The 15253-nt window shown below is 65.9% G+C and carries 14 protein-coding genes; 6 read left to right on the forward strand and 8 right to left on the reverse strand.

All coding sequences use genetic code 11. The features are described from left to right. Positions 1-239 precede the first annotated feature (239 nt). Positions 240-1115 (forward strand): formate/nitrite transporter family protein, encoded by an 876-nt coding sequence (locus POF53_RS16680; protein WP_232855828.1) that lies wholly within the window; start codon positions 240-242, stop codon positions 1113-1115. Here POF53_RS16680 and POF53_RS16685 read toward each other — a convergent pair. Further along, positions 1112-2170: an MBL fold metallo-hydrolase gene (locus POF53_RS16685; protein WP_498968593.1), complete on the reverse strand. Its 1059-nt coding sequence runs from the start codon at positions 2168-2170 to the stop codon at positions 1112-1114. The genes POF53_RS16680 and POF53_RS16685 overlap by 4 nt on opposite strands. 161 nt (positions 2171-2331) lie before the next feature. On the opposite strand from POF53_RS16685, the gene POF53_RS16690 reads away from it, so the two are divergent. Together POF53_RS16690 and POF53_RS16695 are read left to right on the forward strand one after the other, a co-directional pair. Continuing rightward, on the forward strand, positions 2332-3408 hold the full coding sequence (locus POF53_RS16690) for a diguanylate cyclase (protein ID WP_203647722.1): 1077 nt from the start codon (positions 2332-2334) through the stop codon (positions 3406-3408). Positions 3409-3458: 50 nt separating this feature from the next. Continuing rightward, positions 3459-6044 (forward strand): bifunctional diguanylate cyclase/phosphodiesterase, encoded by a 2586-nt coding sequence (locus POF53_RS16695; protein ID WP_498968596.1) that lies wholly within the window; start codon positions 3459-3461, stop codon positions 6042-6044. Between the two features lie 214 nt (positions 6045-6258). Here POF53_RS16695 and POF53_RS16700 read toward each other — a convergent pair whose 3' ends face one another. Beyond that, positions 6259-6579 (reverse strand): DUF2025 family protein, encoded by a 321-nt coding sequence (locus tag POF53_RS16700; RefSeq protein WP_498968598.1) that lies wholly within the window; start codon positions 6577-6579, stop codon positions 6259-6261. A 124-nt stretch (positions 6580-6703) separates the two neighbouring features. Continuing rightward, the gene (locus POF53_RS16705; protein WP_498968600.1) at positions 6704-7624 is read right to left on the reverse strand and encodes a LysR family transcriptional regulator; all 921 of its coding nucleotides are present in this window, start codon (positions 7622-7624) and stop codon (positions 6704-6706) included. A 115-nt stretch (positions 7625-7739) separates the two neighbouring features. Between POF53_RS16705 and POF53_RS16710 the strand changes: the two genes are divergently transcribed. Continuing rightward, entirely contained in the window at positions 7740-8498 is a 759-nt protein-coding gene (locus POF53_RS16710) for an SDR family NAD(P)-dependent oxidoreductase (protein WP_203647726.1), read from the forward strand. A 170-nt stretch (positions 8499-8668) separates the two neighbouring features. Here POF53_RS16710 and POF53_RS16715 read toward each other — a convergent pair whose 3' ends face one another. Beyond that, positions 8669-9448 carry a LysR family transcriptional regulator gene (locus POF53_RS16715; protein WP_498968603.1) on the reverse strand — a complete coding sequence of 260 codons (780 nt, stop codon included), beginning with the start codon at positions 9446-9448 and terminating at the stop codon, positions 8669-8671. A 101-nt stretch (positions 9449-9549) separates the two neighbouring features. Between POF53_RS16715 and POF53_RS16720 the strand changes: the two genes are divergently transcribed. Further along, entirely contained in the window at positions 9550-10287 is a 738-nt protein-coding gene (locus tag POF53_RS16720; RefSeq protein ID WP_498968605.1) for an SDR family oxidoreductase, read from the forward strand. Between the two features lie 129 nt (positions 10288-10416). Here POF53_RS16720 and ccoM read toward each other — a convergent pair whose 3' ends face one another. The 4 genes from ccoM to POF53_RS16740 all read right to left on the reverse strand — a co-directional run bounded on the left by ccoM (position 10417) and on the right by POF53_RS16740 (position 12038). After that, complete coding sequence (gene ccoM, locus POF53_RS16725) at positions 10417-10533, reverse strand: cytochrome c oxidase subunit CcoM (protein WP_023629476.1); 117 nt, start codon at positions 10531-10533, stop codon at positions 10417-10419. A gap of 135 nt (positions 10534-10668) precedes the next feature. Next, the gene (locus tag POF53_RS16730; RefSeq protein WP_177330824.1) at positions 10669-10830 is read right to left on the reverse strand and encodes a hypothetical protein; all 162 of its coding nucleotides are present in this window, start codon (positions 10828-10830) and stop codon (positions 10669-10671) included. Between the two features lie 73 nt (positions 10831-10903). Then, complete coding sequence (locus tag POF53_RS16735) at positions 10904-11230, reverse strand: aspartate-semialdehyde dehydrogenase (protein WP_110739592.1); 327 nt, start codon at positions 11228-11230, stop codon at positions 10904-10906. Between the two features lie 112 nt (positions 11231-11342). Further along, positions 11343-12038 (reverse strand): M949_RS01915 family surface polysaccharide biosynthesis protein, encoded by a 696-nt coding sequence (locus tag POF53_RS16740; protein WP_203647730.1) that lies wholly within the window; start codon positions 12036-12038, stop codon positions 11343-11345. Positions 12039-12165: 127 nt separating this feature from the next. Here POF53_RS16740 and rapA point away from each other — a divergent pair, with 127 nt between their 5' ends. Continuing rightward, positions 12166-15012: an RNA polymerase-associated protein RapA gene (rapA, locus tag POF53_RS16745; RefSeq protein WP_498968608.1), complete on the forward strand. Its 2847-nt coding sequence runs from the start codon at positions 12166-12168 to the stop codon at positions 15010-15012. The last annotated feature ends 241 nt before the right edge of the window (positions 15013-15253 follow it).

Consider the following 15253-nt stretch of genomic DNA (forward strand, 5'->3'; position numbering starts at 1 on the left):
GCTGTCAAGCGTTATTTTGAAGTTTATTTCGAAGTCGTTTTCTGCAAACACCTTCAACCTCAACAACTTACCGCTTGCCTCGTGGCGTTCAACGCTGCGAGGAGGCGAATAATACGCGGTTTGATTTCAGAGTCAACACCTTGATCTGAAAAAACTTTCGATCGCCATCCGGCGGCCGCTCGGCAACTATTCGGCGCGGTTGCCGCTCTGTAGAGAAACACGCAAGCGGAGCGGCTGCCATGAGCGATGCACAGAGCGAGAAGACCCCGGGGCTGTCGCCGGACGAAGAGCAGGAAGTCAGCCATAACCAGCCGCCCCGGGCGGCGGTGCTGCACGAGATCATCCGCGCCCAGGGCGACCAAGAGTTGGAGCGCACCCTCGCCGCCCTGTGGTGGTCGGCGCTGGCGGCCGGCCTGACCATGGGCCTGTCATTGATGGCCATGGGGCTGTTCTATGCTCGCCTGCCCGAGGGCGACAGCGCCCAGGTAGTCGCCAGCCTGGGCTACAGCGCAGGCTTTCTGGCAGTGATCCTCGCCCGCCAGCAACTGTTCACCGAGAACACCCTGACCGCCGTGCTGCCGTTGATGACCACCCCCACCCTCATCAACCTGGGCCGCCTGCTGCGCCTGTGGACCATCGTCCTGCTCGGCAACCTGGCCGGCACCCTGCTGGTGGCCTGGGTAATGCTCGAACTGCCGATCTTCGACAGCAAGACCGACATCGCCTTCCTGGATGTGGGCCGCAAGGTGATGGAGAACGACATCGGCCAGATGTTCGCCAAGGGCATCGTTTCGGGCTGGATGATCGCCACCATGGTCTGGATGATCCCGTCCATGGAGCACGCCAAGATCTGGATCATCCTGATGATCACCTACCTGATGGCCCTGGGCGACTTCACTCATATAGTAGTGGGCTCGGTCGAGGTGTCTTATCTGGTCTGGGCCGGCGAGCAGAGCTGGAGCGCCTTCTGGCTCGACTTCGCCCTGCCCACCCTGGCCGGCAACATCATTGGCGGCAGCTTCATTTTCGCCTTGATCAGCCATGCCCAGGTGCGCAGCGACAGCGGCAAGCCGCCCTCGAAACTGTTGAAGGACGACAAGCAGGTCAAGGATTAGCGCGCGACAACCGCCCGCTCGGATGACCTGCCCCGCTGCGGCAATGGCCGCGGCCGCCACCAGTTCTGCCCCGGATGCGGCGAGTCGAGGCTGAGCCGCTCGCCCATCTGTGGCGTGCTCAGTTGCACCTGGGCGGCATTGGCCAGCGCCAGGATGCGCTCGAAGGGTTCCTGCCAGCTGTGGATCGACAGGTCGAAGGTACCGTTGTGAATCGGCAGCAGCCAACGGCCTTTCAGATCCCGGTGCGCCTGCAGGGTCTGCTCCGGCTGCATGTGCACATTGGGCCAGGCAACGTTGTAGGCGCCGGTCTCCATCAAGGTCAGGTCGAACGGCCCGTAGCGCTCGCCGATCTCGCGCAAACCGGCGAAGTAACCGGTGTCGCCGCTGAAGAACAGCCGCAGCCCTTCGTCGATCATCACCCAGGACGCCCACAGCCTGCGGTTGCTGTCGAACAACCCGCGCCCGGAGAAGTGCTGCGCCGGCGTGGCGGCGAAGCGCACGCCTTCGACCTCGGTTTCCTGCCACCAGTCCAGCTGCCGCACCTTGGCCGGCGGCACGCCCCACTCGATGAGCAGGTCGCCCACCCCCAGCGGCGCGAGAAAGTGCTCGGTGCGCGGCGCCAACCGGCGGATGGCCTGCTCGTCGAGGTGGTCGTAATGGTCATGGGACAGGATCACCGCGGTCAGCGGCGGCAGGTCGTCGAGCGCCAACGGTGGCGCATGGAAGCGCAGCGGCCCGGCCCACTGCACCGGTGAGGCGCGTTCGGCGAACACCGGGTCGGTAATGAAGAAGCGCCCGCGCAGCTTGAGCAGTACCGTGGAGTGGCCGAGGCGCCACAGGCTGTGATCCGGTGCTTCGGCCACCTGCTGGCGGGTCATCGGCTGCAGGCTCAGCGCCGCGTCTGGCCGGGTTTGCGGCGGCTTGCGCAACAGCAGGTACTTGACGCCGATGCGTAGCTTCTTGAGCACGCCATCCCGGGGCAGCTCGACCTGGTTGTGAAAGCGTCCGTCCCGGTGCGGTGCCGGCTCGCCGGCGGGGGTAGCCATGGGGAGCATGAGCAGCAGCACTCCGCATAAGAGGAAAGCCTTCATATTACTCCACAGGGTCGGATCAACCGTGAAATGGCTTGTAAGGTCATTTTTCGCCGATGAACGATTGTTCAACAATATTCACACGACTTATGCGATAAACGGCGCCCCACAGAAGAACGACAACCATGATCGACAACCGCAGCGGCAAGGGGCTCTCTTTCGTCAGGCGCATCTACCTGCCGCGCATCATCGGCCTGGGGATCGGCCTGTTCAGCGTGATGGCCGCCATCGCCCCGCTGAACCCGCCGCAGTGGGCCTGGGCCCTGCTGCTGTTCAACGGCTTGCTCTGGCCTCATGTGGCCTATCAGTGGGCTCGGCGCTCGGCCACGCCCTACCAGGCCGAACAGCGCAACATCCTGCTGGACTCGCTGATGGGCGGGTTCTGGACCGCGGCGATGCATTTCAACCCGCTGCCCACCGTGACCATCCTGTCGATGATGACCATGAACAACGTCGCCGCCGGTGGCAAACGGGTGCTGCTGCGCGGCCTGCTGGCCCAGCTGGGCGGCATGCTGCTGGCCAGCGCCCTGCTCGGCACCGGCCTGCAGCTCCAGGCCACGCAGTTGCAGGTGCTCGCCTGCCTGCCGATGCTCACCTTCTACCCCCTGGCCCTGGGCTGGGTGTGCTACCAGCTGGCGATCAAGCTGGCCGAGCACAAGCGCCGCCTCAGCGCCCTGAGCCGCACCGACAGCCTCACCGGCCTGCTCAACCATGGCTCATGGAAAGACCTGCTGCTGCTCAAGTTCCAGATCTGCCAGCAACAACAGCTGCCGGCGGTCATCGCCCTGATCGACATCGACCACTTCAAGACCATCAACGACACCTACGGCCATGTGGTCGGCGACTGCGTGCTGCGCCAGCTCAGCCAGGAACTGCGGCGCAGCCTGCGCGAGGACGACCTGGCCGGGCGCTACGGCGGCGACGAGTTCTGTGTGATCCTCCCCGGCGCCCAGGAGGCCCAGGCCTGCCAGGCCATGGAACGCCTGCGCGAGCGCGTCGGCGCCTACCGCAACCCGCAATTGCCTGACCTGCGCATCAGCCTGAGCATCGGCCTGGCGGACTTTCGCACCACCCTCGCCTCGCCCGAACACTGGCTGGAACAGGCCGACAAGGCCCTGTATGCCGCCAAGCACCAGGGCCGCGACCAGGTCAATTTCGCCCGCGGCGAGGCCGCCATGCTCAAGCTGGCCTATCCTGACTGAACCTTCGCCCAGGCCCGGGCGCAGACAGCAGTTGAAGGAGTCGCCCGTACATGGACAGGAACGTCGACCTTTCATCCTCCAGCCCCACCTCGCGCCTGCAGGTGCGCCGCCTGGTCGGCGGCTTCTGCGCGCTGTTCGGGCTTGCCTGCGTGTTCACCCTGGTGGCGCTGTTCAACATCGCCGCCACGCTGGACCACCAAGCGCAGCAGCAAAGCACCTTCCAGGCCACCCAGGCGCTGGAGCAGCGGCTGGTGGCCTCGCGCCAGTTCCTCTCCAGCTACGCCGTCTGGGACGTCGCCTATCAACATCTGGTCGGCAAGGTCGACTGGCAGTGGGCCTATGATGAGAAGAACGTCGGCGAGTCGCTGTACAGCGCCAGCGGCTACGAAGGCGTGTTCGTGGTCGAGGATGGCCGCACCACCTACGCCCTGTTCAAGGGCAAGCCCACCGACTCGCCGGCCAGCGCCCATATCGACAGCCCCCTGGCGGCGCTCATCGACGCGGCGCGCAAGGCGGCCCCCGCCCGCGAGCAGGTGACCCACTTCGTGCGTTTCAACGGCTGGCCCGCAGTGCTCAGCGCGGCGGCGGTGCGCCCGGATAAAGAGGTGACCGAGGCGGATGTGCGCCAGGCGCCGGTGATGGTGTTCGTCGACCAGCTGACCGAGGCCAAGCTCGCCGTGCTGGGCAAGGGCGCTGGCCTGACCGGCATGCGCCTGGAGAAGAACGGCTCTGCCCAGGCCGGACAACCGTATATAGCCCTGGGCGAAACCGGCTATCACCTGGCCTGGAACACGCCGCTGCCGGGCCGCCAACTGCTCCACGCCTTCCTGCCACCGCTGCTGGCGGTGCTGCTGGTGCTCGGCCTGGTGCTGCTCTACCTGTTTCGCCATGCCCTGCGCAGCTCCCGCGCCATCGACGACAGCCTGCTGCGCCTGCAGCAGAGCAACCGTGCCCTGGAGGCGAGCGAACAGCGCTTTCGCGCGGTAGCCGAGGCCGCGTCCGACTGGATCTGGGAAACCGACCGCCAGCACCGCCTGACCTACCTGTCGCAGCGCTTCGTCAGCGTCACCGGTTACCGGCTAGAGGACTGGATAGGCCAGCCGCTCAACCAATTGCTGGCCTGCGACACTACACCGCTTTTGCCTTGGCTCGACAGCCAGGCCGACGAAAACCCGCAGCAACTGGCCAACCTGCGCTGCAACTACGATGACGCCAGCGGGCAGAACCGCTACTGCCGCGTATCGGCGCGCTCGATCATCTACGAGGGCAAGCTTGTCGGCTTTCGCGGTACCGCCAGCGACATCACCGACGAGGTCGCCGCCCATGCCCGCATCCAGCACCTGTCGATGCACGATGCCCTGACTGGCCTGGCCAACCGCAACAAGTTGTCACGCCACCTTGAGCAGGCACTGTTGCGCGGCAGCGATTCACCGCCGTTGACCTTGCTGCTGCTCGACCTGGACAGCTTCAAGCCGATCAACGATTCCCTCGGCCACCCGGCCGGCGACGCGGTACTGCAGGAGGTGGCCGGCCGCCTGCGCGACACCACTCGCGACAATGACCTGGTCGCCCGCCTGGGCGGCGACGAGTTCGTCCTGGTGCTGCATGGCCTGGACAACCGCAGCGAGATCGACCGCTTCTGCGCCCGCCTGCTTGACCTGCTGCAGCAACCCATCGCCTACGAGGAGCACCAGTTGCACATCGGCGCCAGTATCGGCATCGCCCAGACCCGGGTGCAGGGCTACGATGCCGGCGAGCTGATCCGCTGCGCCGACATCGCCTTGTACCAGGCCAAGGCCGACGGCAAGAACACCTGGCGTTACTTCTCGCCGGAGATGAACCAGCAGATCCAGTACCGCCGGCAACTGGAAAACGACCTGCGTCGGGCGATCAAACAGCACGAGTTCGTCCTGCACTACCAGCCGCGCTACCGCCTGGACGACCTGAGCATCGTCTCGGTGGAGGCCTTGTTGCGCTGGCAGCATCCCGAGGAAGGCCTGCTCGGGCCGGACACCTTCATTCCCCTGGCCGAGCAGAGCGACCTGATCGTGCCTCTTGGTCGCTGGGTGCTGGCCGAGGCTTGCCGCAATGCCCGCGACTGGCCCGACGAACTGCTGGTCTCGGTCAACCTGTCGCCGGCGCAGTTCTCCCGCAGCGATGTGGTCGCTGATGTGCGCCAGGTGCTGCTGGACACCGGCTTCCCGGCCCAGCGCCTGGAACTGGAGATCACCGAGAACGTGATGCTCAACGACATCGAGGGCGCATTGGGCACCATGCTCGCGCTCAAAGAGCTGGGCGTGCGCCTGAACATGGACGATTTCGGCACCGGGTACTCGTCGCTGGGTTACCTGCGCACCTACCCGTTTGACAGCATCAAGATCGACAAGCGCTTCATCGCCGGGCTCAGCAGCCAGAGCGGCAACGACCGTGCGGTGGTCCAGGCCATCATCAACCTGGGCAAGGCCATGGGGCTGACGGTCACCGCCGAGGGGGTGGAGACCGAGCAGCAGCTGCAGGCGCTGGACAAGGAGCAGTGCCATGAGGTCCAGGGCTACTACCTGAGCAAGCCGGTGGACCGGGCGGGGTTCGAGGCGCTGCTGGCGGGCCGGGAGGTGCGCCAGCAGGATGTGTCCTGAGTCCCTCGGGAGAGGGAGCTGTATCTCTGTGGGAGCGGTCTTGTCGGAACGCCGCACCGCCCGGATCACCGGCAAAGCCGGCGCCAAACATCGCATCGCGGGGCAAGCCCGCTCCCACGCAGGTGATGCTTAAAACTCTGTTTCCTGCGCGACAGCGCAGCCCGAAGGACTGGGGGGGTTCTACAGGGATTGCGTTTGCCCTTGGGAGACGCCTTCAGCGCAGGCTGCGTTCGGCCACGATCTCCGGCAGGTCGGTGCGCTGGAGGTAGATGCGCAGCGGCTCGCCGATGTTCAGCCGGTCGTCCACATGCTGCTCCAGCAACAAGGCAAGGCGCTCCCGGCACAATGCCATGCGCGTATCGGCCTCGTGCCGCCAGACGAACTCGTTGCAGGGGGTAATGCTGTCGTCGGTGACATCCATGCCGAACGAATCTTCGGAAAACCGCACGATATGAATGCCGCGCTTGCCGTGGAAGCCGACGAAGCCCTTGAGCTGGTCGGCGGCGTTGCAGATGTCCTGGGAAGTGATGGCCATGGCGTAACCTCGCAAAATTCGGAAGTGACGCACGCAGGGAACGGTCACCTCTGACGGGCGACGCGCAGGTGCCAGCCTAACGCAACTGCCGGAACCTTCGCCACGCTTTCTCACCCTTCCCGTTTCAGCCGGTTGGCACCGCCACCGGGTCGACCTGCGACGCCAGCAGCGCCGCCAGCCAGTTCATGAACGCCTGGACCCGGCGCGGCACATGGCGCCGCCGCGCATACAGCAACGACACCGGCATGGCCCGCGCCTGCCAGGGCTCGAGCAGCGATACCAGTTCACCGTTGCGCAGGTGTTCATCGACGCCCACCGCCGGCACCTGGATCAGCCCGAGCCCGGCCAGGCAGGCGGCGGAGTAGGCTTCGGCATTGTTCACCGTGACCACGCCGGCCATGGCCTGGAAGCGCAGCTCGCCATCCTGCTCGTATTCGAACCCGGCGCTGCGGGCACCGAGGTTGCGCACATAGTGGACCAACCGATGGCCAGCCAGGTCCTGCAGGTTCTGCGGCACGCCGTACCGCTCGAGGTAGGCGGGGCTGGCGCAGTTGCGCATGCTCAGGCGCCCCACCGGACGGGCCACCACATCCAGGTCGCTGAGCGCGCCGATGCGCATCACGCAGTCGAAGCCTTCGCGCAGCAGGTCGACCTGGCGGTCGGTGCAACTGAGCTCCACCTCCAGACGCGGAAAACGCTCAAGGAACCCTGGCAGCGCCGGCACGATCAGCCGCCGCGCCATCATGGTCGGCAGGTCGATGCGCAAACGCCCGGCCAACTCGGCATCGTCGGCGCTGAACAGGCTTTCGATCTCGTCCATGCCCGACAGCAGGTCCTTGCTGCGCTCGTAGAGCAAGGCACCATCCTGGGTGGTCTGCACCCGTCGCGTGGTGCGGTTGAACAGGCGCGTGCCGAGCAACCGCTCCAGCGCCCGCACCTGCTCGGAGACGGTCGAGCGCGGCAAGCCCAGGCTTTCGCCGGCCAGGGTGAAACTGCTCAGTTCGCTGACCCTGACAAAGGTGCGCAACAGCTCCAGCTTGTTCATCACGGGCTCCGATTGTCCATTCTATACGAACAGTATTTCCGGAATCCGTGGATTTAACAGCCATCAACCGATCAATAACCTGTCATTCAACAGCCACCCCACCGAGGTAATCGACATGACTCGCAAGATCGCACTGATCACCGGCGCCAGCCGCGGCCTGGGCAAGAACACCGCCGAACACCTGGCCGCTCGCGGTATCGACATCATCGGCACCTACCACAGCAAGGCCGACGAGGCCCGCGCCGTGGCCGCCTCGCTGGAGCAGGCCGGCGTGCGCGCCGCCATGCTGCAACTGGATGTCAGCGACAGTGCCAGTTTCGCCGCCTTCGCCGAGCGCCTGGGCGACACCCTCGAACAGCAGTTCGGCCGCCGCCAGCTGGACTTCCTGGTGAACAACGCCGGCATCGGCCTGAACGCGCCGTTCAGCGAGACCAGCGAGGCGCAGTTCGACCAGTTGCTGAACATCCAGCTCAAAGGGCCGTTCTTCCTCACCCAGCACCTGCTGCCGCTGTTGGCCGACGGCGGGCGAATCGTCAACATCTCCACCGGGCTGACCCGCTTCGCCCTGCCCGGCTACGCTGCCTATGCGGCCATGAAGGGCGCCATGGAGGTGCTGACCCGCTACCAGGCCAAGGAGCTGGGCGCGCGCGGCATCCGCGTGAACATTCTTGCGCCGGGCGCCATCGAGACCGACTTCGGCGGTGGCGTGGTGCGCGACAACCAGCAGGTCAATGACTACATCGCCGGCAACACGGCGCTGGGACGCGTCGGCCTGCCCGACGATATCGGTGCGGCCATCGCCCTGTTGCTGGAGGATGGCAATGGCTGGATCACGGGGCAGCGGCTGGAGGTGTCTGGGGGGATGTTTCTCTAGGCGCGCGTTGTCCAGTCGATGCGCAGTTCCTGTGTAGGAGCGGCCTTGTGCCGCGAAAGGGCTGCGGAGCAGCCCCGGGATTTCAGCGTTGATGCAACGATTGCCGGGGCTGCTGCGCAGCCCTTTCGCGGCACAAGGCCGCTCCTACACGTAGAAACGCCTACCACCCTTCAAACGCGGCTCAGGGCCTGATGCAGCGCCGCCACGGCGGGCAGTGCCAAGGCCTCGTGGGACATGCACAGCCCGACCCGACGCCGCAGCGCCAGGCCACTGGCCGGCTGCCAGTAGACACCCGGGCAACGCTCGACCAGCGACTGCGGCAACCAGGCCGCGCCTTGCCCAGCGGCGACCATGGCCAGGACCAGTTGCAACGAACCGGCCTGGCCGATCTGCTCGCCCCCGTCATACAAGCCCATCAGGCGTTGGTGCGACGGGTGCTGCGGGCAGGTGATCCAGCGCCCGTCCGGCTGGCTGCCGGTGGCCATCACCCGCACGAACGCTTCCTCCCACAGCGCCAGGAACAGTTCATCCTCGCAACGCTGGGCCTCGTCGGCCAAGCGAGCGTCGCCGTCGCAGCCTTCCAGCAGGGTCAACTGCAAACCCGCCACCGCCTGGCTGGCCAGGCGCACGCAGGCCTCGACCTGGGCCGGCGCGATGTCCGCCTCGATGCCCAGCGCCAATGGCACCCGCTCCTGCCCCTGGCGAAACCGCAGGCGCAAGGCCTCGGCCTCGGCCACCATGCGACAGGCCTGGGGATACAGCTCGCGGGCGTGTTCGCTGACTTCGACGCCGCGGGCCTGGCGCAGGAACAGTTCGGCGCCAAGGTCCTCTTCCAGCTGGCGAATGGTCACCGACAAGGTCGGCTGGGCCACGCACAAACGCTGGGCGGCTACAGTGATGTTGCGCGCTTCGAAGACCGCGATGAATGCCTTGAGATGACGGATATCCATAGATAGAACCGATGCCAGCCAGAGAAATAAGCCGTTTTTCATGGCCGCGAGCGCTATCTAGAATCCTGGCCATCGAAAGCGATTATGCCTTGGAGGCAACCATGAACAAACCCCTGATCATCGTCACTGGCGCCAGCTCCGGTATCGGCGCCGCCACCGCCCGGCGCTTTAGCGCCGCAGGGCATCCGCTGCTGCTGATCGCCCGGCGCCTGGAACGCCTCGAGGCGCTGGCGCTCCCCGATTGCCTGTGCCGCGCCGTGGATATCCGCGACCGGGCGGCGCTGGTCGCCGCCGTGGCCGAGGCCGAAGCGCTGTACGGCCCGGCCGATGCGGCCGATGCCCTGGTGAACAACGCAGGCGTGATGCTGCTGGGGCAGATGCACGAGCAGGATCCGGAGCAGTGGGAGCGCATGTTCGACATCAACGTCAAGGGCCTGCTCAACGGCGTGCATGCGCTGGTCAGCGGGATGATCGAGCGGCGCCACGGCACGCTGATCAACGTCAGCTCCGTGGCCGGGCGCAAGACCTTCCCCAACCATGTCGCCTACGTGGGCAGCAAGTTCGCCGTGCACGGGCTGTCGGAGAACCTGCGCGAGGAGCTGGCGCCGCACAATGTGCGGGTGGTGACCATCGCCCCGGGCGCGGTGGAGACCGAGTTGCTCGGGCACACCACCGACGAGGGCATCAAGCGCGACTACGAGGCGTGGAAGGCCAATGACATGGGTGGCGTGGTGCTGAGCGCCGAGGATGTGGCCGGGGCGATCGTCTGGGCCTACCAGCAGCCGCAGCAGGTGTGCATTCGCGAGATCGTGCTGGCGGCGACCGCCCAGCAGCCCTGAGATGGATGTATCCGGGGCGCGATGCGCCCCGTTCGTCGGCAGGCCCCACCCCGTGATGAAAATACAGGCAAAAAAAATGGGCGACCGAAGTCGCCCTAAATGCCTTGCGTGCTCGTGAATCGGGAAGGATCAGCGCTGATTGCGCTTTTTCGAGTCCTTCCAGATGAAAATGCCCAGACCGGCGAAGAACGCCAACATCAACCCGACCGTTACCACACCGGCGATAACCACGTTGTCGAAGAACATGTCGGCCCCTCCCTTGATGTGCCGTCATCCGATGGGTGCAAGGTAACCAATGCCGGGAGGGGGAAAATTGACCGGAGTCAATGGCGCCCGAGGCCGGGCGCGCGAGGCGGGTGCAGGGTTGACCTGCATCAAGTTTCAGCGCTTCTTGGGTTTGCCCTTGGGCTTTTTCTTCTTGGCCTGGGTTAGCGGCATGGCCTGCTCGAAGGCCTGGCGCATGTCGTTCAGGCGCTTGTCATTGAGGTCGTGGATGCGTTTGGCGCGTTCGGCGCCGAAATCGATCAGGTTGTCTTGGCTCATAGTGGGCTCGACGGACAGCAGAGGCCTTCATGATGAAGGCAAGCGGCAACGCTGACTAGGGTACAGAGCCTGGTCAGACTTCGATATCCACCAGCAACCCCTGACGCGTGCGCTCGCCCATCGGCGCCACCGGCACGGTGTTGTCGGCGTTGAGCTCCTCGCCGGGCACGGCTTCGTAGCGGTCCCCTTCGGCCTGCTTGCGCCGTTGCTGCTGGCGGCGCTGCTCCTCGCGCAGCAGCAAGGTCTGCTCCTCGGGGTCGCGGTGGTGCTTGAGGTCGATGGTGCCGTCACTGGAGGTCGGCTGCGCGGGTACCACCGGCGGGATGGTCGGCGGCGGCTTGACCGGATCCTGTTGCGAGGTCACGGGGGCGGCACTGAGCGGGATGATCGGCGGCAGCATGATGGGTCTCCTGTAGCCTTGTTATCGGCTGGTGGTGCGCCGCCTTGAATGCCCGCGGTCAAAGGTGTGCGGCGTATCACAAGGCCACACTGCGCTGGAGTATAGCGCGGGCTTACTCGGCTTCTTCGTCCGGGTCGTCGTCGGGCGCGGCGCTCGACTCGCTCCAGGGCCGCTTGTAGACCTGTTGCCAGACAGCATCCATGTGCTCGCGCACGACCTGCGGGGCGCTCTTGAGCGAGGCGCTGTCCTCGCGCTCGCCGCCGAACGCGTCCTCACCGGGCGGGCTGATCAGCGACTGGCCGGTGATGGTGTAGATCGCCTGGCCCTCACGCATCTCGATGGCGATGTCATGGGGGTCGATGCCGCCGCCGCAGAAAGCATGGCTGGCCACGGTCACTTCGGCGACACCGTCCTTGTTCAGGTCGCCGACATCGCTGACATCGGTATAGAAGTCGACGTCCAGGTCCAGCCCGGCGCAGGTGGTCTCCTGTTCGATCTGCCAGCGCGCCTTGAAGGCGTCACCACCGGCAGCGCGGCCATACAGTGTGGCCTTGAGCACCACCTTGTCGACTTCCTCCTCGGTATCGGGGTCGGTGGCCTGGCCATCGGCCCGGCTCAGCACCAGCAGGCCTTCGCCCTCACGGTCGTGGAAGTGCACGCTCTTGATCGGCGTCTGCACACCGAGCACCTCCAGTTGCTCGACCGGAATAGGCGGCAGGACCTCGAAGCTCTTCTGTTCACAGGCGGCCAACAGCGCGAGGCTGCCCAGGCCCAGGGTGACGTTCAACCAGCGGTGCTTGGCAACCATGTTGGCGCGTGGCCCTCGTGACGGGACGGTGTTCGTCGATGAAAGCGCTAGACTCTTCACATTCATTGGTCTGGCGAAGCCGATCCGTTAACATAGTCGGCTTTTTCATCGCGGGAGTTTTGGCAGTATGGCGCAGCAGTATCAACCGGGGCAACGCTGGATCAGCGACAGCGAAGCCGAGCTCGGTCTTGGGACCATCCTGGCGCAGGATGGCCGCCTGTTGACCGTGCTCTACCCGGCCACGGGCGACACCCGCCAGTACTCGCTACGCAATGCGCCGCTGACCCGCGTGCGCTTCTCGCCCGGCGACCTGATCACCCACTTCGAAGGCTGGAAGCTGACCGTGCAGGAGGTCGATGACATCGACGGCCTGATGGTCTACCACGGCATCGACGGCCAGAACCAGCCGCGCACCCTGCCCGAGACGCAGCTGTCGAACTTCATCCAGTTCCGTCTGGCCAGCGACCGCCTGTTCGCCGGGCAGATCGACCCGCTGTCGTGGTTCTCGCTGCGCTACAACACCCTGCAGCACACCAGCAAGCAGATGCTCTCGTCGCTGTGGGGCCTGGGCGGCGTGCGCGCCCAACCCATCGCCCACCAGTTGCACATCGCCCGTGAAGTGGCCGACCGCATCGCCCCACGGGTCCTGCTGGCCGACGAAGTGGGCCTGGGCAAGACCATCGAGGCGGGCCTTGTGATCCACCGCCAGCTGCTGTCCGGGCGCGCCAACCGCGTGCTGATCCTGGTGCCCGAGAACCTCCAGCACCAGTGGCTGGTGGAAATGCGCCGACGCTTCAACCTGCAGGTGGCGCTGTTCGACGCCGAGCGTTTCATCGAGAGCGACGCCAGCAACCCGTTCGAGGATGCCCAGCTGGCGCTGGTGGCCCTGGAATGGCTGGTCGAGGACGAGAAGGCCCAGGACGCGCTGTTCGCCGCAGGCTGGGACCTGATGGTGGTCGACGAGGCCCACCACCTGGTCTGGCACGAGGAGCAGGCCAGCGCCGAATATGCGCTGGTCGAGCAACTGGCCCAGGTCATCCCGGGCGTGCTGCTGCTCACCGCCACCCCGGAACAGCTCGGCCAGGACAGCCACTTCGCTCGCCTGCGCCTGCTCGACCCCAACCGTTTCCACGACCTGGCCGCCTTCCGCGCCGAGAGCGAGCACTATCGCCCGGTGGCCGAAGCCGTGCAGGAACTGCTCGACGAAGGCCGTCTGTCGCCGAAGGCCCACGCCACCATCCAGGGCTTCCTCGGCGCCGAAGGCGAGGCTCTGCTGGCCGCGGTCAGCGATGGCGACAGCCAGGCCAGTGCCCGCCTGATCCGCGAGCTGCTCGATCGCCACGGCACCGGCCGCGTGCTGTTCCGCAACACCCGCGCGGCGATCCAGGGCTTCCCCGAGCGCCAGCTGCACCCCTACCCGCTGGCCAACCCCGACGCCTACGCCGAGCTGCCCTCGGGCGAGCGCGCCGAGCTGTACCCGGAAGTGGCCTTCCAGGCCCAGGGCGAGAGCGGCGACGACGAGCGCTGGTGGCGTTTCGACCCACGGGTCGACTGGCTGATCGACACCCTGAAGATGCTCAAGCGCACCAAGGTCCTGGTGATCTGCGCCCACGCCGAGACCGCCATGGACCTGGAAGACGCCCTGCGCGTGCGTTCCGGCATCCCGGCCACGGTGTTCCATGAAGGCATGAGCATCCTCGAGCGCGACCGCGCCGCCGCCTACTTCGCCGACGAGGAATTCGGCGCCCAGGTGCTGATCTGCTCCGAGATCGGCAGTGAGGGCCGCAACTTCCAGTTCGCCCATCACCTGGTGATGTTCGACCTGCCGGCCCACCCGGACCTGCTCGAGCAGCGCATCGGCCGTCTCGACCGGATCGGCCAGAAGCACACGATCCAGCTGCACATCCCGTACCTGCAGGACAGCCCGCAGGAGCGCCTGTTCCAGTGGTACCACGAAGGCCTCAACGCCTTCCTCAACACCTGCCCGACCGGCAACGCCCTGCAGCACCAGTTCGGCCCGCGCCTGCTGCCGCTGCTGGCCGACAGCGACGAAAAGAGCTGGAGCAAGCTGGTGGCCGAGGCCCGCGCCGAGCGCGAACGCCTGGAAGCCGAACTGCACACCGGCCGCGACCGCCTGCTGGAACTCAACTCCGGCGGCGCCGGCGAAGGCCAGGCGCTGGTCGAGGACATTCTCGAACAGGACGACCAGTTCGCCCTGCCGATCTACATGGAAACCCTGTTCGACGCCTTCGGCATCGACAGCGAAGACCACTCGGAAAACGCCCTGATCCTCAAGCCGAGCGAGAAGATGCTCGACGCCAGCTTCCCGCTGGGCGACGACGAAGGCGTGACCATCACCTACGACCGTGGCCAGGCGCTGTCGCGCGAGGACATGCAGTTCCTGACCTGGGAGCACCCGATGGTCCAGGGCGGCATGGACCTGGTGCTGTCCGGCTCGATGGGCAACACCGCGGTGGCGCTGATCAAGAACAAGGCGCTCAAGCCCGGCACCGTGCTGCTCGAGCTGCTCTACGTCAGCGAAGTGGTGGCCCCGCGCAGCCTGCAGCTGGGCCGCTACCTGCCACCGGCCGCGCTGCGCTGCCTGCTCGACACCAACGGTAACGACCTGGGCCCGCGGGTGGCGTTCGAAACCCTCAACGACCAGCTCGAAAGCGTGCCCAAGGCCAGCGCCAACAAGTTCGTCCAGGCCCAGCGCGACGTGCTGGCCAAGCGCATCACCGCCGGCGAAGCCAAGGTCCTGCCGATCCACGACGAGCGCGTGGCACAGGCCCGGCAGCGGCTCACCGCCGAAGCCGACGAGGAGCTGGCACGCCTGACCGCGCTGAAGGCCGTGAACCCGAGCGTGCGTGACAGCGAGATCGATGCGCTGAGCAAGCAGCGCGAAGAAGGGCTGGCGGCGCTGGAAAAAGCGGCGCTGCGTCTCGAGGCAATCCGGGTGCTTGTCGCCGGTTGATCAGGACTCACGCATCCTCTGTAGGAGCGGCCTTGTGCCGCGAAAGGGCTGCAAAGCAGCCCCAGGATTTCAGCGTTCATGCAAGGATCGCCGGGGCCGCTGCGCGCCCCTTTCGCGGCACAAGGCCGCTCCTACAGGGTTTGTGCGGGGCAGCGGTATCCGTTTAGACCATCCAGCTATTGCCTTCATATCCAAATGGTAGAAACCAAAGTGCCATTAATCAGGAAGGCTTAAGCACCCG

Origin of the sequence: Mitsuaria sp. RG, from assembly GCF_028369275.1 — a bacterium.
Taxonomy (GTDB): Bacteria; Pseudomonadota; Gammaproteobacteria; order Pseudomonadales; family Pseudomonadaceae; genus Aquipseudomonas; species Aquipseudomonas peradeniyensis.